Below are 23,330 nucleotides of genomic sequence, written 5' to 3'. Positions count from 1 at the left end.
GGAACCCCGGCGGCACAGCTTTCCGGATGTTTTCTCCGGATGGAAGTCAGTCAACAATGCGCAGGGTGGAAAATGTCGATCAACAGCGAAATCCTTTCTGCCTCCGGGGCCGGATCTTCCTATCTGTATGCCGTGGTGCAGGGATTGATGGGGCTGTGCGGCTTCCTCCTCCTGCTGAACTTCCGTGATGCCGCCTACCGGGTGTATGAGTTCTTCCTCAACCACGGCCCCTTCGCTCCGGGCCCCGGTTTCGGCCCGGTGGTCATTCGGGCCGTGGGGGGAATCCTGGGGCTGTCCCTGACCTGGACGGCGGTCAGTACCCTGTTCTCCAGCTGAGAACGCACCGTTCACTTGGTGATCTCCCTTGCTGCGGTGCGCGGCCCCACGAGGGCCGCGCACCGCCGGAGGAACAGTATGTATGAGATTCTCGTTGCGGCTCGGACTTCCCACTCCGTGAACTACGGGGAGCTGGTGATAGGTGCCTTCATGGCCCTGTTCGGATCTTTGCTCGCCTTGAATGTGAAAGGCTGTGCGGAAATCGTTACTGACTTTTTTGGGATGCTCATTTCGGCCTTCCATCACCATGACCTTCTTCTGAGGATTCCGGCCGGGTTTTTCGCGGTGGCCGGCACTGTTTTGGTTGTGATAAATCTCAAAATCGCCTTCTTCGGGTTCTGAGGTGCCGTGCTGCCGACTGAGCTGAGGGAGGACGGGCCTCGCTCGATTCCGAGGCGTGTGCCGCCTCGTCGCTTCACCCCCCGAACCCGTCCAGCGCCCCCAGCACCGCCCGCCGGGTCTCCGTGCCGCCCGTGTGCCCCGCGTTCTCGATGATCGTCAGCTCGGCGTCCGGCCAGGCGCGGGCGAGTTCCCAGGCGGTGATCAGGGGACTCGCCAGGTCGAAGCGGCCGTGGATCAGGGCGGCCGGGATGCCGGTCAGTCGGTGGGCGTGGGCGAGGAGCCGGCCTTCCTCCAGCCAGGCTCCGTGGGCGAAGTAGTGGGCGCAGATCCGGACGAACGCCTGCTGGGCGCGGTCCGGGCGGCTGCTGTACGGGGGCGGGCCCTGGGTCGCCTCCATCGAGACGACCGCGTCCTCCCAGGCGCACCAGTCGGCCGTGGCCCTCTCCCGTACGGCGACGTCCTGGCTCTCCATGCGGCGGGCGTACGCCGCGACCAGGCCGCTCGGGTCGCTCGTCTCGGGGACGCCCGCGCGGAAGGCGTCCCAGGCCTCGGGGAAGAGCCGGCCGACACCCCGGTAGAGCCAGTCGGTCTCGCTGCGGCGGGTCGTCGTCACCGCGGGGATCACCGCCTCCGTGACCCGGTCCGGGTGCTCCTCGGCGTACGCCAGGATCAGGGTCGAGCCCCAGGAGCCGCCGTAGAGCAGCCACTTGGTGATGCTCAGGCGTTCCCGCAGACGTTCCATGTCGGCGATCAGGTGGGCCGTCGTGTTGTGCGACATGTCCGTCGTCGGGTCGCTCGCGTGCGGGGTGGAGCGGCCGCAGCCCCGCTGGTCGAAGAGGACCACCCGGTAGCGGTCCGGGTCGAAGTACTGGCGGGCGCGGGGTGTGCAGCCGGAACCGGGGCCGCCGTGCACCACGAGGGCCGGCTTGCCGTCCGGGTTGCCGCACACCTCCCAGTACACGTGGTTGCCGTCGCCCACGTCCAGCATGCCGCTCCCGTACGGTTCGATCGGGGGGTAGGGGTCGTTCGGTTCGCGGCGCACGGCGTTGTTCCCCTCGGTGCGGCGGGTGGCGGGCGGTGGGCCACGTTACGCGGATGCGGTCGTCGGAGGCGTCCCGTACGGTCCTGCCCATGACGACAGCACGTATCGATCTGACCCTGGACTGCGCCGATGCCCAACTCCTCGCCGCTTTCTGGAAGTCGGCCCTGGGCTATGTGGACCTGCCCCCGCCGCCGCCGTTCGAGACCCGGGAGGAGTGGCTCGCCCAGTTCGAGCTGCCGGAGGGGGAGACGGTGGACGACGGGGCGTGGCTCTGCGACCCGGACGGTGTCGGCCCCCGGCTCGCCATCCTCAAGGTCCCCGAGCCGAAGACCGCGAAGAACCGGCTGCACATCGACGTGCGGATCGCGGGCCACGGCACCCCCGCCGAGCGGTGGGACCGCGTCCGCGCGGAGGCCGCGCGGCTCGTCGCGGCCGGCGGGGCCGTGCTGGCGGAGGTCGACGAGCACCATGTGGTGATGGCCGACCCGGAGGGGAACGAATTCTGCGTGGCGGCGGCCGGCGCGCCCACCCCGGCAGCCGCGTAGCCTGGACGCCGTGAACGCCGCTCCCCGCATGCTCGCCGTCCTCGACGAACTGCTCGCCTCCGCCGCACCCGGCGAGCGCGGTGCGCTCTGGCATCTGGCGGAGGCGGGGCGGGAGTTGGACGCCAATCTGGTGCGCCTGCCGGCGGGCGCCGAGGTCGGTGAGCATCAGGAGGACGTGCTCGACGTGCTCCTCGTCGTACTGGAGGGCCAAGGGAGCGTCAGGACGGAGGAGGGCGGACCGGCCCTGGAGCTGCGGCCCAGCGCCGTCCTCTGGCTGCCCCGCACGTCACAGCGCGCGCTGGTCGCCGGGCCCGACGGGCTGGTGTATCTCACCGTCCACCGCCGGCGCCCCGGCCTCACGATCAAGCCGCCGGCCGGGGCGTACGAGGGCGGCGAGGCGCCCTGCATGCTGGACCGGGTCTGCCCGGAGTGCGGGCGGCTGTCCCAGGACCCCGCACCGGTCTTCTGCAGTCGGTGCGGGGAGCGGTTCCCCGAGCGCTGAACCCGGGGGCGGCGCGGGCCGGAGCCCTGGCGCACCCTCGGCGCCGCGCCCCTCTCAGTACCCCTCGCACTCCGTCAGGTCCGGGCGGCCCGGCGGGCTCTCCCTGCCCACCAGGCCGGCCAGGTTCTCCTTGTACATGTCCTCCCAGATCCGGCCGGCCAGGATCGTCCGGAGCGCCGAGCACACCTCGCCCTTCAGGAGCGGGCTCTTCGGCCGCATCGCCACGCCGTAGCCCTCCGCGCCCTTGATGGGCTCCAGCTGCCGCACCTTGCCCGGGTTGGCCTTCACGTAACCGGCGAGGATGATGTCGTCCGAGGCCACCGCGTAGACATCGGACTTCGGGTCCAGCAGTTTGTCCAGGCAGTCCTGGTAGGTGTTGGGCTGCGACTTCGCCATGGTGAAGCCCTGCTCCGGCAGCACCTTCTCGTACGTCGACTCCCGCGCCGTGCACACCTCGACGCGCAGCTCCTCCAGGTCGCTGGAGTCGTTGATCGTGTACTTGCTCGACTTCTCGCGGACCAGGAAGCTCCGGCTCGCGTCGTAGTACGGGCCCGCGAAGTCGACGCTGTAGCCGCCGGGCGAGGCGGTCTTGCGGTCGTCGGTGATGCTGTACGACGCGATGACCAGGTCCACCTGCTTGGTCTTCAGCGCGGTGCTCCGGTAGTCCGTGGCGACCGTGGTGAAGGCGACCTCGCCCTTGGCGTAGCCCATGCTCTCGGCGATCGCGTACGCCAGGTCGACGTCGTACCCCCGGTACGTACGTGTCTTCTCGTCGAACTTGCTCAGACCGGGCTGGTCGTCCTTGACGCCGATCTTCAGGGTGGGGTGGGTGTCCTTCCACCGCTCCTTGCTGCCGCTGCCGGCGGCACCCTCGGCGTCGCCCTGGCCCCGCACCGAGCCCGCCCGGTCGTCGCCGCCCCCGCCCTTCTCGCCGTTGCCCTGGGAGGCCATCCAGCCCGCGCCGGCCAGCAGCGCCAGGCACACCACCGCCGCGGCCGCCTTCCAGCCCCGGTACCGGCCGGGCGGGCCGCCCGCCACCGCCACCGGCGCCGGCGTCGGTGTGGGCGGCGGGACGGCGGGACCGGGTGCGGGCGCGGGAGTCGAGGGGCTCGGCGGGTTCGGCGGGTTCGGTGGGGAGACGGCCGTCGGCGGGTGCGTCGCCGACGCGGCCACCGCCGCGTTCGACGCGGCGGGGTCCGCTAGCACCTCGCGGAGCATCGCCCCGGCCGTGGCCGCGTCCAGGCGCTCCCGCGGGTCCGAGGTCAACAGCCCCTGGATGACCGGGGCGAGGGGCCCCGCGTAGCGGAGGGCCGGGTCGGGAGACTGCCGGATGTTCTCCTGGACCTCCCAGACCTCGTGCCCGGCGAAGGGCACGCGGCCCTCGACCATCTCGTACAGCGTGATCCCCAGCGCCCACAGGTCGGAGGCGGCGGTGGGGCCCGGGGAGGCGGGGGCGAAGAGTTCGGGTGCCAGGTAGGAGGAGGTGCCGATGACGCTTCCGGACCTGGTCACCCGGTCCGCGCCCTCGAAGGTGGCGATGCCGAAGTCCACCAGGATCGCGAGCCCGTCGTCGCGTACGAGGACGTTGCCCGGTTTCACGTCGCGGTGGACGACCGATGCCGCGTGGACCGCTTGCAGGCCCTGGAGGATCTGGAGGCCGATGTTCGCGGCCCTCGGCACGGCGAGGACCCCGTCGCCGCCCAACAGGTCTCCCAGGGACCTCGCTTCGAGCAGCTTCATCACGATCCAGACCTGGTTGTCGGTCTCGACCTGGTCGTGGACCGTCACCACGTTCTGGTGCTCGATCTTGGCGATGGCCTCCGCCTCGCGCCGCGCCCGTTGCAGCGCCGCCGTCTGTGTGGCGGCGGTCATCGAGTTCCGGTCGAGCAGGCCCTTCACGGCGACGAACCGGCGCAACCGCCGGTCGTGGGCCTTCCAGACCTCGCCCATCCCGCCGCTGCCGATCGGCTCCAGCAGCTCGTAGCGGCCGTCGATCACGGTCCGGGGGGAGGGCGGAGCGTCGTGCGGCGGGGGCGGCGTGCTCGGCCACTCCTGCGGCGCCACGGCGTCCGGCTGCCGGGGGTCGTCGTTCGACCGGCGGTCCTCGGGACCCCTGGCCCCGTCGCCCGCTCTGCCGGCCTTGTCTTCGTTGTGCATACGACCCCCTGTGCACTACATGGACCACGCCAGATTAGACGTTACGTCCTGTTCGGACGCACCGGCGTGAGGTGCCGGTTCGCGCCCCGGCGATCGGCGGTACGGACAGGAGCCTAGGAGGCCGCGCCGCCGTTGCTCTTCAGCAACTGGCCGTTGACCCACTGGCCTTCGGGGGAGCACAGAAATCCCACCAGGTGGGCGGTGTCCAGCGGGGTGCCGAGACGGCCGAGCGGGGTGTCCCGCGCCAGGGTCTCGCGCAGCTCGTCGTTCATCCAGCCGGTGTCCACCGGGCCGGGGTTGACGACGTTCGCGGTCACCCCGAGGTGGGCCAGCTCGTGCGCGGCGGCCAGCGTGATGCGGTCCAGGGCTCCCTTGCTCGCCCCGTAGGGGAGGTTGCCCACGGTGTGGTCGCTGGTGAGCGCGACGATCCTGCCTGTCGGGGTGCCGGGCGTGCCGCGGAAGCGGAGCCCGTACTCGCGGATCAGCAGCCAACTGGCGCGGGCGTTCACCGCGAAGTGCCGGTCGAACGCCTCCACGGTGGTGTCCAGCAGTCCCGAGTCCACCGACTCAGCGTGCGAGAGGACGAGTGCGGTCACCGGCCCGCCGAGGCGCTGTTCCGCCTCGTCGAAGATGCGCGTCGGCGCGTCGGGGTCGGTCAGGTCCGCCTCGATCGCCGCCGTACGGGCCCCTGTCTCCGCCAGCTCCTTCTCGATGGACGCGGCGGCCCCCGGCTCGGCGCCCCAGTCCATGCGGCGGTCGTACGGCGTCCAGTAGGTGAAGGCGATGTCCCAGCCGGTGGCCGCCAGCCGGCGGGCGATGCCCGCGCCGATGCCGATGCTGCGGCCGACGCCGGTGATGAGGGCGATGGGGCGGTCCGGGCCGGAGGCGGGCGGGGGCTGTTCGGTGTTCGTCACGCGGTGATCCTTCGTGACCCGTAGGCGTACGTCAATGGCCTTTCAGGACACGCGGGCGACACCGTTGCGCCTGCGCTGAGCTGCGGGCGGACCGTTCACCCGGGGGCGTCGCGGTGTGGTGCGACCTCCTCCGCCCGGGCCGCCCGCCGCGCGGGTCACGCGGCCGGCCCCCGGCGCCCGCAGATCAGCTCGTGGGCGAGCCGTGCCGTCGCGAGCAGACCCGCGCGGTCCGTACCGAGATTGGCCCGCGCCGACAGCCCGTGCCAGAGGGACTGGATGAGTCCTGTCAGGGCCTCCGCGTCCGTGTCGGCGGGCAGTTCCCCTTCCTGGACGGCGCGTTCGACGCGGGCGTGGAGGGCCCGTTCGTTGGAGTCCTGGAGTTCGGCGAAGTAGGCGCTGGTGTCGAGTGTGCCGGTGCTGTCGGCCATGGCGGCGCTGCTGAGCAGGCAGCCGGGGTGTTCGTCGTCGGGCCGGGTGAACTCGTGGACGGAGTCGACGAGGACGCGTTCGACGGCGACCCGGAACTCCGGTGCCGCGAGGGCCTGTTGGTAGATCTCACGGTAGCGCTCCGCGTAGGTCCGCACCGCTTCCTCGAACAGGCCGGCCTTGCTGCCGAAGGTGCCGTAGAGGCTGGAGGTGGAGAGCCCGAGCAGTGCGGTCAGGTCACGGGTCGAGGTCCCCGAGTACCCGCGTCGCCAGAAGAGGCGGGCGGCGTCCAGGAGGGCGCGGTCGCGGTCGAAGGCTCGTGGGCGTCCACGTTTCGGCTGGGGCACTCTTGCATTGTAGAGCGATCGCACCATAATGACTTTATGGAGCAATCGATTCGGAAAAGGTTCTCGGTGGGCGACGGCAGCTGGATCACGGTTGACGTGTACGGGGAGCCGGACGTGCCGGGCCTCGTCGTCGTCCCCGGGGCGATGAGCGACGCCCTCGGCTGGCGTACGGTCGCGACCGCCGTGGACGCCTGGCCGTCGGTGGCGGTCGTCAACCGCCGGGGCCGCGCGCCCTCGGGGCCGATGACCAGCGCGTACTCCCTGCGGACCGAGGTGGCCGACCTCGGCGTGGTGCTGGACGGACTGGGCGGCGTCCAGGCGGTCTTCGGCTGGAGTTACGGCGGGCTGATCGCCCTGCTGGCCGCCGACGAACGGCCTCTGCGCCAGGTGATCGCGTATGAGCCGGTGATGCGCCCGTTCGGCCTGGACGTGCTTCCGGGACTGAAGGCCGCGCAGGAGGCGGCGGACCCGGGCGCGGCGGTGGAGATCGTGCACCGGCGGCTCGCCGGCCTCGACGGGACGGTCGTCGACGCCCTGCGCGCCGACCCCGAGGTGTGGACGGCCCTGTGCCGGCTCGCCGGGCCGCTGTACGCCGAGCTGGCAGCGCTGTACGGGGAGCCCGCGCCGGAGGTCCTCGCCCGGCGGGCGGACCGCGTCGACCTGATCGTCGGCGGGACCAGCCGCGGAAGGGCCCCCTACGGCACGTCGTTCGACGACGTCGCGCGGCGCGTCCCCCACGCCGAGCTCCATGAGCTGCCCGGCCAGGGGCACCTGGCCCACCTCCAGGCGCCGGCGGAGCTGGGCCGCCTGATCGGTGGCCTGGCCGCCGCCCGCTGAGCACCGCCCGCGCCGAGTTGCCGACCGGGCCGAGGCAGGGGGCGCGGGCCCGGGCCGGGGCGCGGGCCCGCGCCCCGGCCCGGCACGCCCGACATGCGGTGGCGGGCATGCCGACAGAGACTCGGTGAGGGCCTCCGGGACGCCCGTCCCGGACGCGCCGAGGAGGTACACGATGCCCTCATCGATCAGCGACCCGGCGGTGGAGAAGTTCATCGCCGCGGTGAACGCGGGCGACCGGGACGCCTTCTTCGCCGACGTCCTCACCGAGGACGCCACCATGTCCGACGACGGCAGCGAACGGGACCTGGCGGCCTGGACGGACAAGGAGATCTTCTCCCCGGAGGCCAACGGCCGCATGAAGGTCGTGGACGCCTCCGACGACGGCCGTAGCCTCGTCGTCGACTACACCAACGACGCCTGGGGCACGATGCGGACCCGCTGGGTCTTCACGGTCGCCGGTGACCGCGTCAGCCGCTTCGAGACGGGCCAGGCGCCGTCCTGAGACCGGCCGCCCGCCAGGTGTACAGCCCTTAGGGGCGTCACAGGCGGCGGTAGGTGCGGCCGCCACGCCGGGGGAGGGCCGTCGGGTCGTCGGGACCGTTCCTGGTGGCCTTCAGCGCGAGGTGGACCTCGGCGCGCACGGTGGCGTCGCCGAGGTTGCGCGCGAGGCGGTCGGCGCACTGGGTGAGCCAGCAGGCCAAAGTGGTGCGGTGGACGTGCAGTTCGGCCGCGGCGGGGGCGGTGCGGGCGTGGTGGCGCAGCCAGCATGACAGGGCGATCCGCAGGTGCGGCTCCAGACCGCCGACCAGGCCGACGGCCCAGCTCCGGGCCGCCTCGGTGTCCAGGAGATCGTCCGGCAGCGCCTCCAGCCGGGCGAGGCCGGGCGGACACCCGCCGCTGCTGCGGCCACGGCTTCTGCTGAGGTCGGCGTCAGCGTCGTCGGCGGCGTCGGCGGCGGCGTCGGCGAGGTCCGGGCAGGGGGCGGGGGCGCGGAGGGCGAGCAGCAGATGCGCCTGCACGGTGGCGTCCTCCAGGTCCGCGCCGAGCAGCCGGGACAGGTCGCGTATCCGGGCCCGGACCGTGCCGGCGGACAGGCCGAGCGCGGCGGCGGCGCGGGGCTTGCTGCCGGTGCGGAGCCAGACCAGGAGCAGGTGCTGGTGGGCCGGGGACAGCGGGCGCAGCACGGATGCCGCCCACCGGGCGTACGGGGCGGCGGGCAGGAGGGGGGCGAGCCGGGACGTGCCCACGGCGTCGGCGAGGACGACGCGGCAGTCAGGGGTGGCGCTGTGCCGGGCGGCGGCGGCGTCGCTGTGGGCGGTGGACATCTCGGCCAGGGGCAGGGGTCCGGCCATGCCCGCGAGCAGGTGGTGCCGCTCGCTCAGCCGGGAGACCAGGCGCAGGATCCGCCCGTCGTCGCCGCCGTGGTGGAGCTCGGCGACGACCAGTTCGCCGTCCGGCCGGCCGATCAGGGTGCAGGCGTCGGCGTGCGGGGCGATGGAGGGGCGGGCGGCCCGCCAGAGCACCTCGTGGGCGGCGGGCAGGTCGGCGCCGGAGAGCCGGTAGACCGTGACATGCGTGAGCCTGTTCCCGCCGAGGGTCTCGGTGACGGCGGCGGCGTGGCCCGCCAGCAGCAGCCGGATGAGGGTGGTGTGCAGCCGCATCTGTTCGCCCCGCAGCTCCGCCGCCCGCCGGCCGCGCACCTCCAGGAGGGCCGCGGTGGTCGTGGCGACGTGGCAGGCGTGCTCCGGCGGCACGGTGGCCGCCGGGGCCAGGACGAGGACGGCTCCGGCCGCCGGGTGCCGCGTGCAGTGCGGGTGCTCCAGGGGCGCGGCGGCCGCGTGTACGCCGTCGGCCGCCGCGGCCGCGGGGGTGCTGTAGACGGCCCCGGCGATGGGGTCGGCCAGCACCGCCCACCCCTGGACCAGGGACGCGGCCTCGGCGATCAGGTGCGCACCGGACCGGGTCGCCGCCCGCAGCAGCCGGTCCGCCGCCTCCCGCTCGTGCCGGGCGCCCCGCGGGCCGGTGGCCCCGTGGCCGGTCGTGCCTGTGCTGCTCATGGGCGAGCCTCTGCGGGCCGTGCGCGCCGCGCGCGGGGAAGTCCCGCGTGCGGCACGCCAGTTGCGGACGTGGGTCAGGGAATGCGGGCGACCGCGCCCCACCCGGCCCGGGCCGTGGTGGTGCCGGTGTTCGCGTCGGGCCGCCAGTTCGGCCAGGACACCATGCCCGGCTCGACCATCTCCAGCCCGTCGAAGAACGCGATCGTGGTCTCCGGCTCCCGGAAGATGTACGGGATCGCGCCGCTCGCGTTGTACTCGTCCTGGACGGCGCGGTGGGCGTCGTCGGACGCGGTGGAGTGGCTGAGCGAGAGGTAGCTGCCGGAGGGCAGGCGGTCCACCAGCCGCCGCACCAGGGACAGGGCGTCGTCCCAGTCCACGATGTGCCCGAGGACGTCACTGATCACGAGGGCGACGGGCCGCGTCAGGTCCAGGGTCTTGGCCGCCCCGGTGAGCACGGTCTCGGTGTCGCGCATGTCCGCCTCGACGTAGGCGGTGGCGCCCTCGGGGGTGCTGGTCAGGAGCGCGTGGACGTGCAGGAGCACCAGGGGGTCGTGGTCGACGTAGACGATCCGCGATTCCGGGGCTATCCGCTGGGCCACCTCGTGGGTGTTGTTCGCGGTGGGCAACCCGGCGCCCACGTCGAGGAACTGGCGGATTCCGGCGTCCCGGGCGAGGTGGGTGACCGTACGGCGGAGGAAGTCCCGCGACTCCTTCGCGAACGTCTCGATCAGCGGGTACTTCTCACGGTAGGCGTCGCCCGCCGACCGGTCCGCCGGGAAGTTGTCCTTGCCGCCGAGCCAGTAGTTCCAGACCCGTGCGGAGTGCGCGACGCTCGTATCGATCTGCGCGGGCAGTTCAGGCCCGCTTCCTTCAGGCCCATTTCCGGTCGTACTCATCCTGCAACACCTCTCCTGTTCGGGCCGGCCGCATCGCCATCACGCACGACACGTCCAGCATTCCCTGATACGTCTGCACGGGGTGGGGGCTGTCCCACACCTCCGCCGTGCCGGGGAGCCCGCCCTCCCGCACCACGTGGTCCGCGATCTCCCGGATCTCCACCCGGTAGAGGGTCAGCGCCGGAACGCCGGTCAGCGGGTGCGGTGGAGCGTACTCAGGGTGCAGCTGCACCGTCACATCGCCTCGCTCCGCCAGCTGTTGGATGCTCCTGAGCTGTTCACGCATCACCTCGTCGCCGCCCACCCGGACGCGTAGCGCGGTGACGGGCAGCACGGCCCAGAGCCGGGTCTGCTGTTCCTGGAGCCGTTTCTGACGCTCGACCAGGAAGTCCGCCCGACGCCGCCGCCCGGCCGCGTCCCCGTCGGGGCACCTGATCTCGTCCACGGCCATCGCGTAGGCCGGGGTCCGCAGCAGCAGCGGAACCAGCGCCGGGTCCCAGGTGCGTACGACGCCGGCCGCCGACTCCACGCTCATCAGGTCCATCAGCCACGGTGCCATCGCATCGCGCCACGGATGCCACCAGCCGGGCATATTGGCCGCGTTGAGCCGCCCCATGATGTCGTCGGCCTCCGCCGCCCCCGCCCCGTAGACGGCGAGCAGGGCGCACACCTGCCCCACGTCGAGGGAGGTCTGCGCCTGTTCCAGCCGCCGCAGCGTCGTGGGATGCCACCCCAGCTGCAGGGCGGCCTGGGGCACGGAAAGGCCGGCGCCTTCCCGCAGTCGCCGCAGGCGGGCCACGAGGACCAGATGCCGCGCCGTCCGCCCCGACCTCTCGCGCGCCACGGCTTCCCCCTCCCCGTTCCGGTCCCGTTCCGGCCCCACATCGGTCCCGCTCCCGGTCCCGTTCCGACCCGGCCCCGGTCCTGTTTCGGCTCGATCTATCCGACATTCCGCGCAGTCTGCGCACAGTGCACACAGCGCACCTTGCGACGGTCGCACGGCGCTCTCAAGGTAAGCATGTCCGACTCGACCACACGCGAACTCGCTGAGACCGGACCGATCTTGCCCCCACCGCCAGCCCCGTGCGCACCCAGCCCCGTCCTCGGCCCCAGCAGCTCCCACCTCGGCCCCCGCCCCAGCAGCTCTCACCCCGGCCCAGACCCGCCCCAGCCTCGCCCCGGCCCCCGCCCCAGCCGTTCCGTGCACTGCCGTTCCACGCACCGTCGTTCCGGCGGCCCGTTCTCTGGAGCCCACCGCATGAACAACCTCACCGACCTGGCCCACCTGAACCGCACGTCCCACCCGAAGCTCCGGTCCGTCGTCGGGATCCCGAGGCCCACCCCGGCCCGCCCGCTCGACCTGCGCGTCCGCGCCCAGCGGATCCAGATCGACGAGCTCGTCGTCGACGACCCGTGCCAGGTGCTCGCCCATGCGGGCCAGGCCGTCCTCGAGGACCCGGACACGGCCGCTCTGCTCGGGCACGATCCGGCCACCCCGCTGTCGCTGCCCGCCGCGGCGGCGCTCCTGTGCGCGCTCTACGACACGGACGCCCTCACGGCCATGGGTCTGCGCCTCGCCCGCCACACCACGCGCGTCTCCGCCTCCAACCAGCAGACGGAGCCCGTCTCGCTGGTGCGGTCCACGGCCCCGGGCCAGGAGGACTGAGCTTCGGGGCCGGATGGCCGGATGGCCGTACGCAGGCTCGAATTCACCTGGAACACCACCCCCTTCCAGGACGCGTTGATCATCGGCGCGAACCGGCTCTGTGTAACTTCCACTCCGGGAACACCGATTGCTGGGCTCAGAGCTGGGCCATGGGTGACACCACCGTGCCGTCGACCTCGTCACGGTGGACCAACCAGCCGACCTGGACCCAGTACCACTCCTCCACTCAGACACGCGGCAACTCCGACTGCACGAGCACCCAGCCCGACCGGAGGATCAACGCGGATGGCGGCAACCGCACGGGCAGGTCGCGCCAAGGAGCCCCGGTCCGCAGCTGCCACAGCACACCAGTAACCACCTGCCGATGATCACGCCATGGACGGCCACGCCCGTCCGTCTGCGGCAACATGGGCTCAATCCGCTCCCACACCACGTCCGCCACCTCACCTCGACCTGTCACAAGATCAATTATCAGACCGGCTATAGAGTCCTGCCTGTGGCGAATCATCAGGACGAGACCAGGGCGGCCTACGACGGAGTCGTCGAGCTGTACGCATCGCTATTCGCAGGCCGGCTGGAGACACAGCCGTTCGCCCGGGCCATGATCGGCACCTTCGCCGAACTGGTGCGCGCGACGGGCAACCTGCGGGCAGCTGACGTCGGGTGCGGGCCCGGACATCTGACGGCCATGCTGCACGAACTGGGCTTGGACGCCTTCGGACTTGACCTCTCCCCCGGCATGGTCGACCACGCCAGGCAGGCCCATCCGGCGCTCCGCTTCCAGGAGGCGCGGATGGAGTCCCTGCCGATCGAGGACGGCGTGCTCGGCGGCGTACTGGCCCACTACTCGATGATCCACACCCCTGCGGGGGAACTGCCGGAGCTGCTCGCCGAGCAGGTACGCGTCCTGGCGCCGGGTGGCCTGCTCCTGGTCTCCTTCTTCGGGACCGACGGGCCTGAGCCGGTCCGGTTCGACCACAAGGTGGCGCCTGCCTATAGCTGGCCGGCGGACCGCCTCGCCGAACTGCTGGCTGATGCCGGGCTCGTTCCCTTCGCCCGGCTGCTCCATGATCCGGCCTCCGAACGGGGCTTCCTCGACGCTTACCTGCTGGCTCGCCGTTCGTAGGTCCTGCCCTGCAATACCCGCCGGACGGTCGGCGCACCTCCGGTAACTGCTGGCTCGGCGGACGCTCACTGATCCGACGGGAATTGTCAGACAGGCCCTAGCCCTGCCGGCCCAGCCATTCTGAGATCACGCGGTTGGTTTCTTCGGGCATTTCCCCCTGGATCCAGTGACCGCAGTCCAGGCCGACCACTTCCACGTCGGGCACGAACTCTGCCAGTCTTTCGAACCTCGGGACCGCGAAGTCCTGGTCGCCGTAGATCATGAGGGTGGGCTGCTTGATGATGGGGTCCACGTCCGCCAACTGGTGCCAGTTACGGTCGAGGTTCCTGTACCAGTTGATGCCGCCGGTGAATCCCGACGTCTCGAACGCGGAGATGATGACGGCCAGGTCGCTCTCGGTCATGGCGGGCTCACCGAGCGGTGTTTCCGCCTTGGCGAGATTGATGAATGCCATGCCCGGCTCAGGGGGCGCGGGGGGCGCGTTCTTCCGGTAGAGGTTGCGGATGAACCGGGAGGTGTTGGCATCGAGCACGGCGTCCGCGACGCCCGGCTGCCGGTTGAAGTGGACGAAGTAGAAGTCGCCGCCGAGGAAGGCTTCCATGGCCTCGATCCACGGTGTTTCGCCGCGCTCCATGTAAGGCAGGCTCAGGTTGATCAGCTTGTTCACCCGGCCGGGGTGCAACTGGGCCAGGCTCCAGACGACGAACGCACCCCAGTCGTGGCCGACGAAGGTGGCGTCCTCGTAGCCATAGTGGTCCAGGAGCGCGACGAGGTCGCCCGTCAGATGTTCGACGTCGTAATCGGTCACCTCGGTCGGGCGGGAGGAGTTGCCATATCCCCGCTGGTTCGGCGCGATGACGTGGTAGCCGGCCGCGGCGAGGACCGGCATCTGGCGACGCCAGGTGACGGCGTGCTCCGGCCAGCCGTGGCAGAGCACGATGGGCTTGCCCTTGTTCTCCCGGCCTGCTTCGAAGACTTCCAGCTCCACACCGTTGACCTGGATGAGGGTGGGCTCGGGAAATTCTGCTTGGTTGGACACTGCATTTCCTCTCTGAGGGTGCTTGCCGGTGGTCGACCTCCTCGATGAGGTCATGTCGCCAGCTTGCTATCCAAACCGGTCACCTTGTGACCGGTTTTTATGAGAGTTTTGTCTGTATGCGATCCGATCGGCTGGTGGCCGTACTCCTCTTGCTGCAACGGCGCGAGCAGGTGACAGCCGCGGAGGTCTCCCGGGAGCTGGACGTCTCCGAGCGCACCGCCCGCCGTGACCTCGACGCCCTGGCCATGGCCGGGGTACCCGTGTACTCCGTGCAGGGCCGAGGCGGCGGGTGGCGCCTGGTGGGCGGCGCTCGTACCGACCTGTCCGGGTTGACCGCCAGTGAGGCACGCGCCCTGTTCCTGGCTCTCGGTCCGGCCTCGGATGCGACGCCGGCGATGAAAGCAGCTCTGCGCAAGCTCGTCCACGCTCTGCCCAAGCCCTTCCAGGTGCAGGCCGAGGCAGCGGCGTCGTCGCTGGTCGTAGACCCGCAGCGATGGGGGGCGAGCCGGTTCGAGCACCAGCCGCCTCGCTTCCTCGACGAACTGCAGGACGCGGTGATCCGGGGCGTCCAGGTGTCGCTCGGCTACGTCGACAGCAAAGGTGTCGAAACCCGGAGAACTGTCCACCCGCTGGGCGTCGTCGCCAAAGGTCCTGTGTGGTACCTCGTCTCCAACACCGAGACCGGCCGACGCGTCTTCCGGATCGACCGTGTGTCGTCCGCCGACCCGACCGGCGACCCTGTGCACCGAGCCGGTGACTTCGATCTTGCCGAGAGCTGGAATGAGATCGCCGAAGAGGTCGATCGCAAACGAATGCCGCTGGAGGCCCAGGCGGTATGCACACCCGACGGGATAGGCATCCTCCGGATGGCGGTCGGCGACCGGCTCGACGTGGGAGGTTCCACGACCGACGGCCGGATCGAGGTCGTGATCCGCGGCCCCAACGAGTACATCCTCGCCGGCGAGCTCTCCGGGCTCGTCGAATGGGTCGAGGTGACCGGCCCTACGAGTGTCCGAGACCGCCTGGCCTCGATCGGCAACGCCCTCGTCGAACGATACGGTCGGCCGCGCGCCGGCGGAGACCTTCACCCGTCTTGAAGCGGACGAGGCAGGCTCCGAGAACAGTTCCGCTCCATGGTGTGGGCTTGTCCGTTCCTGCCGTCACCTGGTCACGAGTCGGCGGCTCTGCCGGCCTGGCTCGCTGCGGGTGGGCGGTGAGCCCGCTTGTGCTGGGCCGACATCGCCACGCGCTCGGCGAGCCTCCGGGGTGAGGTCGCGGCGGGCGGTGCAGGTTGTGGTGACGGCTGGCGCCTCTTGGGCTGCGGTGTCGATCGCCGACCGCGTGCTTGGGCACCGAAAGGGCAAGCCCGACGGGTTCCTGGAGCGGCAGGTCCCGCGCTGGACGGCTACGCGCTCGCGCTCGGCCCCTTCGAGAGGGCCCTCAGGTTCCCGGCCGCCGGAACTGCTTGAGCCGCACCCCCGCCAGGCTGTCGGCGATCAGCTGGTCCAACCGCCGCTCCCGGGTCTCGTCCCGCTTGGCACTGATCACATAGTGGATAGCCGACTTGCGGTAGGACGGCGTCTGCCCGCTGAACCAGTCCCACGCCTGCGGTTCTGCCTGGAAGCGAGCCAATTGCGCCGCCTCGAACTCCCAGACCGGCTTCTCCTCGTACTCCCGGTCACGGGCTTCGAACACCGCGATGCCGGCCGACCGCATCAGGCCCTGCGCGGTCAGCTTCTCGATCTTGCGGAGGTTGACCTGGCTCCAGTTGCTGCGCGGCCTGCGCGGAGTAAACCGGATCGACCAGGAGAAGTCGTCGATCGGACTCTGCCGGCCGTCGATCCAGCCGAAGCACAGGGCCTGGTCGACTGCCTCCGAATCAACGTGGCAGACGGAGCCGGCGGCGACACTGAACCTGACGACCCTGCTAGGGACTGCCCGGAGGATCATGGCTGGACTTAATGGACGCGGCGATCTGCTCGGTGGCCATGTGGATGGCGAGACGGAAGCTGGTGTACCGATATCCGGCATCTGAGTGGTGGTGGAGCAACTCCCGTGCGGTGACGGGGTTTCCGGCCCGGTCGCGCTGCCACAGCCCCATCTCCAGCGCGGACAGAACCAGCGGGGTCCCCGTGCTCGCCGTCAGCGGTACATGCCTGGGGCCTGTCAGCCAGTCGGGAACCCGGAACCCCCGGCGCGTCAGTGGATCGGGGTCCAGTGCGTGAGTGCCTCGTCCAGCAGCGGATGCTCCGGGTTCTCCCAGATGAGGCAGCCCCGCACCAGGCCGGGCACATCGGGGCCCATCGCATCCGCCGGGCCTTCGGTCACCGTACGCAGGACGGCGTCCAGGTAGGCGGCGATCGAGGGGAACGCGGCTGTGGCGCCGACGCCGGGCAGGCTGTCCAGGCCCCACCGGCCGACACCGATGGCACCCACCCAGTAGCCGGATTCGGGCCCGGCCTCGTCCCTGGTCAGCCACGGCACCACCGGCGCGCCTTCCCACCAGTCCAGTCCGCTATGGTCCGGAAGGCGCGGGCGCAGGGCGTCCACCGGAGCCATGATCACCCCGCCGGGCAGGAACGCCCCCGAACCGATCTCGCCTTCCTCGTCGTGTTCGATCTCCTGGTGATCCACGCCGCCGCACAGCCGCCACAGCGCGGCCAGCTCGGCGGGCAGCCCGAACCCGAGATGGTGCTTCAGCGCGGTGTCGGCGGCCTCGACGGCCGTCTCGGCGGCCGGAGGCAGGAGCGAAGCGCAGGAGACCGGAGCATGCGTCTTCAGCCAGCCGGTGAGGCGGCACCAGGCTTCCGCGACATTCTGTTGATCATTCATGCGCCCATTCTCAGCCGGTCGTGACGCCACTGCGGCGGCCCGGGCGGTTGATCATCTGAACGGGCCGCCGCAGTGCACCCGGTGGTCCACTGCCCTCACCGCTTTCCAGCCAGTGCGCATGCAAGCACGAACGCCTGACCGACACGGCTGTCCAGCCATTTCCTTGTCCGGAATTCATTCCCGATCGCGTACGCCGCGCGGAGCCTGAGCTAGCGTCTCCAGGCGCAGAAACGGAACGCAGGCAGACGGGGGAGTGTCGTGTTTGATGCGGAGCGCTGGCAGGAGCTGTTCGGACCGACCGAGGATGGGCCCGCGATGAGGCTCGCCTCGGCGTCCAGCGACGGCGGGGCCGGCTCGGGCGGAACCGGCAAACTCAAGTACACCAAGGGCCCTTGGACCAGTGCATCCGGCACCGCAGGCGACTTATGGACCAGGGCGGGGACGAGCAGGTCGGTTCTCGGGCGCGGCCACGAGGGTGTTGAGACGGGAGTAGCGGGCCTCAGTTCCGTCGCGGCCCTCAAGAGCGTGCTGACGTCCTGGGAAGAACGCCTTCAGGCAGTACGGGACGAGTGCGAGCAGCTCAAGGGAAACCTGCTGACGGTCGCCAAGGAGATGGGGGAGTCGGAGACCGGGATCAAGTCGTCCTTCACGGGGGTCCATGTCCCCGGCAAGGCGGATGTGAAGCGATGATCGGACCCCTGACTTGGCAGCTGCTGCGCGACCTCAAGGCCTCCGAGCTCACGCAGGCCGGCGACAAGTGGCACGAGGTGTCCGGTCGTTCGGCCTCCGACCGGGCCCAGGTCGACCGCGCGATGTCCGCGAAGCTCCGCGAGACCCAGGAGAGCGAATCGGCCGAGGCGGCCCTCGGCAGGCTCCGGCGACTCAGTCGCAACTTCCAGTACGTGGCGACCGAGTGTGGGCTGGTCCGTACAGCGCTCAACGGGCTAGCCGGCGATCTGGCCGAGCCCCAGAACCAGCTGAAGCAGGCACTGGAGGACGCTGCTTCCCTGAACTTCACGGTTCACGAGGACGGCTCCGTCAGCTACCCGGCCGCCAAGGTCGACGACCTGACCGGGGCGAAGCAGGAGGCGCCGGGAGGCAGCTCGCGGGGCAGCTCCCGCCTTCCGCTGGATCCGCCGGGCCTCAGATCGCCGGGGCAGCAGTCGCTGTATCCCGGCTACTCGGGCTTCAGGCCGGTCAACCCGAACGCGGAGAAGGCCCAGGACGTGGCCGACCGCATCGCCCGAGCCGTGCGGTCCGCGCGGGAGATCGACGCCCGGTACGCGAAGACCCTCAACGGCCTGAAGGCGGAGAAGGGGCTCGATGTCACCGCGGCCACGCTGAAGGACGTGTTCGGGGACACCGCCGACGGTGATCCGCCGCCGGCATGCACCTCGCCGAAGGCATCCCGCAGGACAAGGACCCTGCGGAGCGCAAGAAGTGGTGGGACGCGTTGACCGACGAACAGCGGCAGGAGTACGTGAACGTCGCACCGGACCTGATCGGCGGTCTGGACGGCATCCCGGCGGTCGTTCGCGACGAGGCGAACCGGAACTACCTGCCGGTCCTCATCGACGAGATGGCGAGCCGGGGCGGTGACGACGCCAGGACCAAGCTCGACGCCCTCCGCATGATTCAGGACAAACTCGGTGAGTCGAGTCACCCGCCCATGTTCCTTCTCGGCATCGGGGACGAGGGCAACGGACGCGCGGTCGTCTCGTACGGGAACCCTGATACGTCCAGGCACGTCGCGGCGTACGTTCCCGGTCTCGGCACCAAGCTCGACGGCGAATTCGTCACGGACACGATGAAGCGGGCCCAGGACACGGCCATCGGTACCCAGGATGTCGACCCGTCCAGTGCCTCGATCGTCTGGCTGGGCTACGACGCCCCGCAGCACTTGGACGTAATGACGAGAGGCGATGCGCAACGGGGTGCTCCGGCGTACAACGAGTTCATGGGAGGCCTTTCGGCGACGAATGCGAACGAGGACCCGCATGTGACGGCGATCGGGCATTCCTACGGCTCGCTCACCGTGGGCACGGCCGCCAAAGAGGCAGGCGGGATTCCGGGCGTCGATGACGTGATCCTGCTCGGCAGCCCCGGCGTGGACGCGCAGAAGGCGACGGAACTCGGCGTGGGCAAGGACCATGTGTTCGTGGGCGCCGCCGACAACGACCCGGTCACCCACGTGCCCACGAAGGGAGAGTCGGCGCTCGCCGCGGGGCCCGCCTGGGTGCTGGGTGGTCCAGAGGCGGTCAGAAGGGCTAATGACCTTCTCGACGTCGGCAACGACGACCTGCACTTCGGCAAGGACCCGGCGAGTGAGGCCTTCGGAGCACAGCGCTTCGAGGTCGACGATGGGCCCAGGATGGTTCTCGAAGCCGGAAAGTTCGACGCCCACTCCCAGTACTTCACTCCCACGAAGGATCAGGAATCGGCGCGCAATATCGCAAGCATTGTCGGCGGACGTCCTGAGGACATCGTGAGGGAGAAGCATCGATGAGGCGCATCACGCGAACTGTTCGCCTGGCCTGTGCGCTGGGCGTGACCGGCGCGTTGCTTGTCAGCTGCGGGCTGATGAGCAATGCCAAGAACGGGAATGGGGCAGTAGCAGGCATGGACATGCAGGGGGCGGCGGAGCACGCCGACGGGATGTTCTACGCGACGGTCGGAGAGATCAAGCCGGAAATCGAATGGGTCCACTACACCACGACGACCGGCAGCTGCGACGTAACGCGCTACTGGACCGTGATGACAGTCGTTTCCGAGCAGCGTCGGGGCAACCTTCTGGGAGTGGTCGAGCGTTTCTGGAAGGCGAGCGACTTTCGGATCAAGTCGGTGAATCCGAGCAAGGAGATGCCTTCGATCATCGCCGTATCCAAGGACGGCTTCGGCATCGTGGTCAAGTTCGGCTACAAAGGGCAGGCATTCTTCGAGGTAACCAGTCCCTGCGTGGACGAGTCGAAGGTGGCCGCGCCCATGAAGGTGGCGACCGGCCGCACGTACGACGGTAGGCCCCCCACCCCCAACGTCCGCTCCGACTTCTGGTCCGCCGAGACCCCGGTCCCGGATCCCGCCCACTCGTCCTGACCGCGCGTTGGACGGACTGCTCGATGGTTGCGGAGGATCGGCGGTCAGATGCCCCAGCGTGGCTCAGGAAGTGCCGAACTCCATGAGGTTGTCTGCCGTTTCGGTGCTCGGCGGGTGCGTGGACGGCGAGGGCTGTCGATAGGCAGTCGCCGCCCCGACTGCCTATCCTTGCGGCTATGACAGCCCAGTTTCCGGAGCCCTCTCCGCGCCCCGTTCCTCCTGGTGGAATTCGTGCCTCTCACGACGACCGGGAAGCCGTGGTGGAGCGGCTGCGTGATGCGGCGGCCGAGGGGCGCATCGACTTCGATGAGCTGGATTCACGCCTGGAGCTGGCACTGACGGCCAAGACGCACGGCGACCTGGACGCCCTCACCGCTGACTTGCCGACGCCGCACTTCTCCTCGGCCGCCGCCCCGGCCTTCGCAGCGGGGAGCCGACCGCCACTGGTGCTGAAGGGCGGCCTTCATGGTGCGTCCCGAGGCCCCGGGCGCTGGGAGGTGCCGGAGCACGTGATCGCTCACGGAGGTCTGGGCGGTGTGAAACTCGACTTCACCCGGGTCGAGTGCCGTCTCGCGGAGATCGTCGTGGAGGCGTACGGGGAGACGTCCGGTGTCACGGTCGTCATTCCCGACGGCTGGGTCGCGGACACCAGTGGCATCGACCCCGGCTTCGGCGGCCTCACGGACAAGAGCACGTCCGGCCGGCTCCCGGGAACTCCGCTGATCCGGCTCACCGGAGCCGGCGGGGTGGGCGGAGTGGTCGTCCGCCACCCCAACAAGCGGGAACGGCGCAAGCTGGACGTTTCCTAGGCGCCGCTCGCGGTCGGCCAGGGCGCAGGGTGTCGGGTCCGCCACGGTGGTGGTGGGCCCGACGCCCTGACGGTCGCAGCAGTTACCGCCGACCTGGGCCCCGCCGGCCCGTCGGCACCGCGGACGTCACTTCACCACGACGTTGTCCCCGGTCGAAGTCGACGGCCCGGTGGTGGTGTTGCCGTAGTAGGCCCAGCGCCACGTACCCGTCTTGGAGGCCTTCACGGTCGTCTTGAGGGCACCCGAGCCGTTCGCCAGCACCTTCTTCACCGTGGTGTAGGAGGTGGCGCCGGAAGGCTTGAACTGAAGGCTCACCGAGCGGCCCCCGTAGGAGGCGTACTTCCTGGTCTCCCAGTTGGCCGGCGCGTCCTGGTCCAGGGTGCGCGGCGTCTGAACCGTGGGGCTTCCGGCCAACAGCATGATCATGTAGGTGAGAGCGCAACTGGCGATCACGGCCAGGGAGAGCGCGATGACGGTACGTGTGGAGCGGCGTTGATCAGTCACGCGGACAGGCCTATTTGGCTGTCCGTGGTCAGACAGCCCCGAGGTGCCCTGTGGTGACAGGTGACATGAAGTCGCCTCCGCTACAGGGCCGCCCTCCCTCACGGGTGGGTCAGACCGGATCGGCACCGTGTGCGCAGTACGGCCAGGTTGGCGGCTCGGATGTACTCCTGGCTCGGCAGCTCCACAGTGTCGGGTGTGCTCGCATGGACGCCCCGGGGGCAGGGACGGTTCGGCTCGACGATTGATGCTCGCGTCGGCGCTGAAAGTCAGGGCAGCCCCACCAGGCCCCATCCCCGGTGAGCAGCCTCCGTGACCACTGCGCCCCATTCACGCAGCAGGGCAACGAAGTCCTCGAAGGTGTCCGGGCGGCCCGCCCAGCCCTCGCACTCGACCGCGAACGGGCCGCTCAACTTCTCCAGACACGGCTCCACCCGCTCCCAGGCCCGAGCCTTGCCCGCCACCGCCTCCGGCAGGCAGACCAGGAGCACATTCGGGTGCCAGCGGTCGACGGCCTGCGGGAAGACTCCTCCGCCGACCGGTGCCGGAGTATCGGCCTGATCCCCGCTCCGGATCAGACCTCCGAGGAAGCTGTCCATCACCTCACGCACGGGCGCGCCGACGAGCGGCCGTATGTCAGCCCATGCGGTGCCCGCGCGGACATGCGGCATGTGGGCGCCGGTGGTGGTGAGGAAGCTGTATACGGCGCACCACGCCGGTGCTTGTCCAGGAGGCCAGTGCCAGCCATGGGCGCGCTCGGGCCCGCCGTCGTACACGTCCACGTCGCCGAACTCGTCCGGCCACGCCACGTCCTCAAGCCGTCCGATACGGCTCGCGACAGGGATGGCACTCAACTGCCCCCAATCCACCATGAATACCGTGAGGTCCATACCCATGGAGGCAGCATAGGAGGGGGTACACGGCATGTCGCGTACGGGCCGCTGACCGGCCAGCGCCGGGATGCGGGTCTACGGGAGCGGCTGGTCCGCAGAGGGGGTTCCGGCGGACCAGCCGCTCCCGTAGGCGGGTGGGTCAGAGCGCCGGCGCGTAGCGGACGACGGCGTCCTCGCAGGGCCCCTCGGCGTACACCTTCAGCGCTTCCAGCTCGCGTTCGTCCGCCGTGAGTTGCCAGCGGAGCTTGGTCGCCACCCATTCCCCCGCATACCGGCACTGGACCTCCGGGGACGGCGGCATCCAGTCCGCCGGGTCCTTGTCCGCCTTCTGGCGGTTGGTGCGTGACGTGACCGCGGCCAGGGAGACGTCAGACCCCTGGTCGTTCGCGTAGGCCTCCCGCTGCTCCGCCGTCCAGGCGGAGGTGCCGGAGTCCCAGGCCTCGGCGGGCGCGACGAGGTGGGCGACGTCCAGGGACCCGGCGTCGGTGACCTCGTGGCCGTCGAAGTAGGACGTCCACCTGCCGCCGGTCAGCTTGCAACCGGACCCCACGGTCGGTGCGACGACCGCTTCGGCGAGGAGGACCTCGGCCCGGGTGTCGCACCCGTCCGTCGGGTCCTCACCCGCGTTCCAGTGGCGGAAGGACGAAGAGGTGTAGCCGGAGCGGTTCTCCTCGGTCACCTTGAGCAGACCGACCGCGTCGGCCAGGGTCGTCACCTCTGCCACCGGAGCGGCCGGAGCGACCGGAGCGGCCTGCGCTGTTGGACTGGCGGGAGACGGGAGTAGAGGGACGAGGGCGAGGGTGAGCGCGCCGATACCGCGCGCGAGGTTCTTGATCACCAGCGCGTTCTACTGGCCGCGTCCCGCCTTCGCGCAGCCTTCGTGTCCGCAATCACTCTCACGGCTCAGCGAGTTCACCGGAGGAGCGCTTCCACAGCCCGCGCTCGGTGCTCCCCGGTCGCCTCGCCCCCG

Annotated in this window: 25 protein-coding genes and 2 pseudogenes; 13 read left to right on the top strand and 14 right to left on the bottom strand. The window is 70.4% G+C overall.

Going from position 1 to position 23,330, the window contains the following annotated elements:
* Positions 1-72 precede the first annotated feature (72 nt).
* Together AB0F29_RS24675 and AB0F29_RS24670 are read left to right on the top strand one after the other, a co-directional pair.
* On the top strand, positions 73-336 hold the full coding sequence (locus AB0F29_RS24675; protein WP_361875662.1) for a hypothetical protein: 264 nt from the start codon (positions 73-75) through the stop codon (positions 334-336).
* Positions 337-354: 18 nt separating this feature from the next.
* Positions 355-678, top strand: coding sequence for a hypothetical protein (locus AB0F29_RS24670; protein ID WP_361875659.1), 324 nt, complete (start codon positions 355-357; stop codon positions 676-678).
* A gap of 73 nt (positions 679-751) precedes the next feature.
* Here the strand turns inward: AB0F29_RS24670 and pip are convergent, their stop codons facing one another.
* Entirely contained in the window at positions 752-1,720 is a 969-nt protein-coding gene (pip, locus tag AB0F29_RS24665) for a prolyl aminopeptidase (RefSeq protein WP_361875656.1), read from the bottom strand.
* A gap of 89 nt (positions 1,721-1,809) precedes the next feature.
* Between pip and AB0F29_RS24660 the strand changes: the two genes are divergently transcribed.
* Positions 1,810-2,265 (top strand): VOC family protein, encoded by a 456-nt coding sequence (locus AB0F29_RS24660; protein ID WP_361875654.1) that lies wholly within the window; start codon positions 1,810-1,812, stop codon positions 2,263-2,265.
* A 10-nt stretch (positions 2,266-2,275) separates the two neighbouring features.
* Positions 2,276-2,767: a hypothetical protein gene (locus AB0F29_RS24655; protein WP_361875652.1), complete on the top strand. Its 492-nt coding sequence runs from the start codon at positions 2,276-2,278 to the stop codon at positions 2,765-2,767.
* Between the two features lie 54 nt (positions 2,768-2,821).
* Here AB0F29_RS24655 and AB0F29_RS24650 read toward each other — a convergent pair whose 3' ends face one another.
* The 3 genes from AB0F29_RS24650 to AB0F29_RS24640 form a co-directional block, all read right to left on the bottom strand.
* The gene (locus AB0F29_RS24650; protein ID WP_361875649.1) at positions 2,822-4,924 is read right to left on the bottom strand and encodes a serine/threonine-protein kinase; all 2,103 of its coding nucleotides are present in this window, start codon (positions 4,922-4,924) and stop codon (positions 2,822-2,824) included.
* A gap of 113 nt (positions 4,925-5,037) precedes the next feature.
* On the bottom strand, positions 5,038-5,838 hold the full coding sequence (locus AB0F29_RS24645) for an SDR family oxidoreductase (protein WP_361875648.1): 801 nt from the start codon (positions 5,836-5,838) through the stop codon (positions 5,038-5,040).
* A gap of 155 nt (positions 5,839-5,993) precedes the next feature.
* A complete protein-coding gene (locus tag AB0F29_RS24640) occupies positions 5,994-6,611 on the bottom strand; it encodes a TetR/AcrR family transcriptional regulator (protein ID WP_361875645.1) in 618 nt (205 codons plus the stop codon).
* 36 nt (positions 6,612-6,647) lie between these two features.
* Between AB0F29_RS24640 and AB0F29_RS24635 the strand changes: the two genes are divergently transcribed.
* The gene (locus tag AB0F29_RS24635; protein ID WP_361875642.1) at positions 6,648-7,448 is read left to right on the top strand and encodes an alpha/beta hydrolase; all 801 of its coding nucleotides are present in this window, start codon (positions 6,648-6,650) and stop codon (positions 7,446-7,448) included.
* 172 nt (positions 7,449-7,620) lie between these two features.
* The gene (locus tag AB0F29_RS24630; protein ID WP_361875639.1) at positions 7,621-7,950 is read left to right on the top strand and encodes a nuclear transport factor 2 family protein; all 330 of its coding nucleotides are present in this window, start codon (positions 7,621-7,623) and stop codon (positions 7,948-7,950) included.
* A 37-nt stretch (positions 7,951-7,987) separates the two neighbouring features.
* On the opposite strand, the gene AB0F29_RS24625 is transcribed toward AB0F29_RS24630, so the two are convergent.
* The 3 genes from AB0F29_RS24625 to AB0F29_RS24615 form a co-directional block, all read right to left on the bottom strand.
* Entirely contained in the window at positions 7,988-9,505 is a 1,518-nt protein-coding gene (locus AB0F29_RS24625; protein ID WP_361875636.1) for a helix-turn-helix domain-containing protein, read from the bottom strand.
* A 74-nt stretch (positions 9,506-9,579) separates the two neighbouring features.
* Positions 9,580-10,401, bottom strand: coding sequence for an SAM-dependent methyltransferase (locus AB0F29_RS24620; RefSeq protein ID WP_361875633.1), 822 nt, complete (start codon positions 10,399-10,401; stop codon positions 9,580-9,582).
* Positions 10,376-11,245, bottom strand: coding sequence for a helix-turn-helix transcriptional regulator (locus AB0F29_RS24615; protein WP_361875630.1), 870 nt, complete (start codon positions 11,243-11,245; stop codon positions 10,376-10,378). Before AB0F29_RS24615 ends, AB0F29_RS24620 begins: the two co-directional genes overlap by 26 nt.
* Before the next feature lie 414 nt (positions 11,246-11,659).
* On the opposite strand from AB0F29_RS24615, the gene AB0F29_RS24610 reads away from it, so the two are divergent.
* Positions 11,660-12,067, top strand: a complete 408-nt coding sequence (locus AB0F29_RS24610) for a hypothetical protein (protein ID WP_361875627.1) — start codon at positions 11,660-11,662, stop codon at positions 12,065-12,067.
* Between the two features lie 226 nt (positions 12,068-12,293).
* On the opposite strand, the gene AB0F29_RS24605 is transcribed toward AB0F29_RS24610, so the two are convergent.
* Positions 12,294-12,575, bottom strand: a complete 282-nt coding sequence (locus tag AB0F29_RS24605; protein WP_361875624.1) for a transposase — start codon at positions 12,573-12,575, stop codon at positions 12,294-12,296.
* Here AB0F29_RS24605 and AB0F29_RS24600 point away from each other — a divergent pair.
* Entirely contained in the window at positions 12,564-13,193 is a 630-nt protein-coding gene (locus AB0F29_RS24600) for a class I SAM-dependent methyltransferase (RefSeq protein ID WP_361875621.1), read from the top strand. The genes AB0F29_RS24605 and AB0F29_RS24600 overlap by 12 nt on opposite strands.
* Before the next feature lie 97 nt (positions 13,194-13,290).
* Here AB0F29_RS24600 and AB0F29_RS24595 read toward each other — a convergent pair whose 3' ends face one another.
* Positions 13,291-14,232: an alpha/beta hydrolase gene (locus AB0F29_RS24595; protein ID WP_361875796.1), complete on the bottom strand. Its 942-nt coding sequence runs from the start codon at positions 14,230-14,232 to the stop codon at positions 13,291-13,293.
* Positions 14,233-14,348: 116 nt separating this feature from the next.
* Here AB0F29_RS24595 and AB0F29_RS24590 point away from each other — a divergent pair, with 116 nt between their 5' ends.
* The gene (locus tag AB0F29_RS24590; protein WP_361875618.1) at positions 14,349-15,329 is read left to right on the top strand and encodes a WYL domain-containing protein; all 981 of its coding nucleotides are present in this window, start codon (positions 14,349-14,351) and stop codon (positions 15,327-15,329) included.
* Between the two features lie 343 nt (positions 15,330-15,672).
* On the opposite strand, the gene AB0F29_RS24585 is transcribed toward AB0F29_RS24590, so the two are convergent.
* Positions 15,673-16,182, bottom strand: a complete 510-nt coding sequence (locus tag AB0F29_RS24585; RefSeq protein ID WP_361875616.1) for a YdeI/OmpD-associated family protein — start codon at positions 16,180-16,182, stop codon at positions 15,673-15,675.
* Between the two features lie 249 nt (positions 16,183-16,431).
* Entirely contained in the window at positions 16,432-17,064 is a 633-nt protein-coding gene (locus AB0F29_RS24580; RefSeq protein ID WP_361875613.1) for a hypothetical protein, read from the bottom strand.
* A 258-nt stretch (positions 17,065-17,322) separates the two neighbouring features.
* Here AB0F29_RS24580 and AB0F29_RS24575 point away from each other — a divergent pair, with 258 nt between their 5' ends.
* The 4 genes and pseudogenes from AB0F29_RS24575 (at position 17,323) to AB0F29_RS24560 (ending at position 20,966) form a co-directional block, all read left to right on the top strand.
* On the top strand, positions 17,323-17,754 hold the full coding sequence (locus tag AB0F29_RS24575; RefSeq protein ID WP_361875610.1) for a hypothetical protein: 432 nt from the start codon (positions 17,323-17,325) through the stop codon (positions 17,752-17,754).
* Positions 17,751-19,570: pseudogene (locus AB0F29_RS24570) on the top strand (alpha/beta hydrolase). Before AB0F29_RS24575 ends, AB0F29_RS24570 begins: the two are co-directional and overlap by 4 nt.
* Positions 19,567-20,157, top strand: a complete 591-nt coding sequence (locus AB0F29_RS24565; RefSeq protein ID WP_361875607.1) for a hypothetical protein — start codon at positions 19,567-19,569, stop codon at positions 20,155-20,157. Before AB0F29_RS24570 ends, AB0F29_RS24565 begins: the two are co-directional and overlap by 4 nt.
* A 176-nt stretch (positions 20,158-20,333) precedes the next feature.
* Entirely contained in the window at positions 20,334-20,966 is a 633-nt protein-coding gene (locus AB0F29_RS24560; RefSeq protein WP_361875605.1) for a DUF1707 domain-containing protein, read from the top strand.
* Positions 20,967-21,092: 126 nt separating this feature from the next.
* Here the strand turns inward: AB0F29_RS24560 and AB0F29_RS24555 are convergent.
* The 3 genes and pseudogenes from AB0F29_RS24555 to AB0F29_RS24545 form a co-directional block, all read right to left on the bottom strand.
* A pseudogene (locus tag AB0F29_RS24555) lies at positions 21,093-21,326 on the bottom strand (hypothetical protein); the annotation flags it as partial.
* 410 nt (positions 21,327-21,736) lie between these two features.
* Entirely contained in the window at positions 21,737-22,363 is a 627-nt protein-coding gene (locus AB0F29_RS24550; protein ID WP_361875602.1) for a hypothetical protein, read from the bottom strand.
* Positions 22,364-22,499: 136 nt separating this feature from the next.
* The gene (locus AB0F29_RS24545; RefSeq protein ID WP_361875794.1) at positions 22,500-23,201 is read right to left on the bottom strand and encodes an HNH endonuclease family protein; all 702 of its coding nucleotides are present in this window, start codon (positions 23,199-23,201) and stop codon (positions 22,500-22,502) included.
* Positions 23,202-23,330 lie beyond the last annotated feature (129 nt).

The organism is Streptomyces sp. NPDC026589 (genome assembly GCF_040638385.1).
In the GTDB taxonomy this organism is placed as follows: Bacteria; Actinomycetota; Actinomycetes; order Streptomycetales; family Streptomycetaceae; genus Streptomyces.
The sequence above is the reverse complement of the archived record's forward strand: the minus strand, read 5'-3'. Positions and strand labels throughout refer to the sequence as shown.

What these genes read in the sequence shown, in the direction of transcription:
- AB0F29_RS24660 (WP_361875654.1), top strand. Translation starts at nt 1,810, where the DNA reads ATGACGACAGCACGTATCGATCTGACCCTGGACTGCGCCGATGCCCAA.
- AB0F29_RS24610 (WP_361875627.1), top strand. Translation starts at nt 11,660, where the DNA reads ATGAACAACCTCACCGACCTGGCCCACCTGAACCGCACGTCCCACCCG.
- AB0F29_RS24585 (WP_361875616.1), bottom strand. Translation starts at nt 16,182, where the DNA reads ATGATCCTCCGGGCAGTCCCTAGCAGGGTCGTCAGGTTCAGTGTCGCC.
- AB0F29_RS24650 (WP_361875649.1), bottom strand. Translation starts at nt 4,924, where the DNA reads ATGCACAACGAAGACAAGGCCGGCAGAGCGGGCGACGGGGCCAGGGGT.
- AB0F29_RS24565 (WP_361875607.1), top strand. Translation starts at nt 19,567, where the DNA reads ATGAGGCGCATCACGCGAACTGTTCGCCTGGCCTGTGCGCTGGGCGTG.
- AB0F29_RS24625 (WP_361875636.1), bottom strand. Translation starts at nt 9,505, where the DNA reads ATGAGCAGCACAGGCACGACCGGCCACGGGGCCACCGGCCCGCGGGGC.
- AB0F29_RS24675 (WP_361875662.1), top strand. Translation starts at nt 73, where the DNA reads ATGTCGATCAACAGCGAAATCCTTTCTGCCTCCGGGGCCGGATCTTCC.
- AB0F29_RS24635 (WP_361875642.1), top strand. Translation starts at nt 6,648, where the DNA reads ATGGAGCAATCGATTCGGAAAAGGTTCTCGGTGGGCGACGGCAGCTGG.
- AB0F29_RS24550 (WP_361875602.1), bottom strand. Translation starts at nt 22,363, where the DNA reads ATGGGTATGGACCTCACGGTATTCATGGTGGATTGGGGGCAGTTGAGT.
- AB0F29_RS24560 (WP_361875605.1), top strand. Translation starts at nt 20,334, where the DNA reads ATGACAGCCCAGTTTCCGGAGCCCTCTCCGCGCCCCGTTCCTCCTGGT.
- AB0F29_RS24630 (WP_361875639.1), top strand. Translation starts at nt 7,621, where the DNA reads ATGCCCTCATCGATCAGCGACCCGGCGGTGGAGAAGTTCATCGCCGCG.
- AB0F29_RS24590 (WP_361875618.1), top strand. Translation starts at nt 14,349, where the DNA reads ATGCGATCCGATCGGCTGGTGGCCGTACTCCTCTTGCTGCAACGGCGC.
- AB0F29_RS24620 (WP_361875633.1), bottom strand. Translation starts at nt 10,401, where the DNA reads ATGAGTACGACCGGAAATGGGCCTGAAGGAAGCGGGCCTGAACTGCCC.
- AB0F29_RS24605 (WP_361875624.1), bottom strand. Translation starts at nt 12,575, where the DNA reads ATGATTCGCCACAGGCAGGACTCTATAGCCGGTCTGATAATTGATCTT.
- AB0F29_RS24580 (WP_361875613.1), bottom strand. Translation starts at nt 17,064, where the DNA reads ATGAATGATCAACAGAATGTCGCGGAAGCCTGGTGCCGCCTCACCGGC.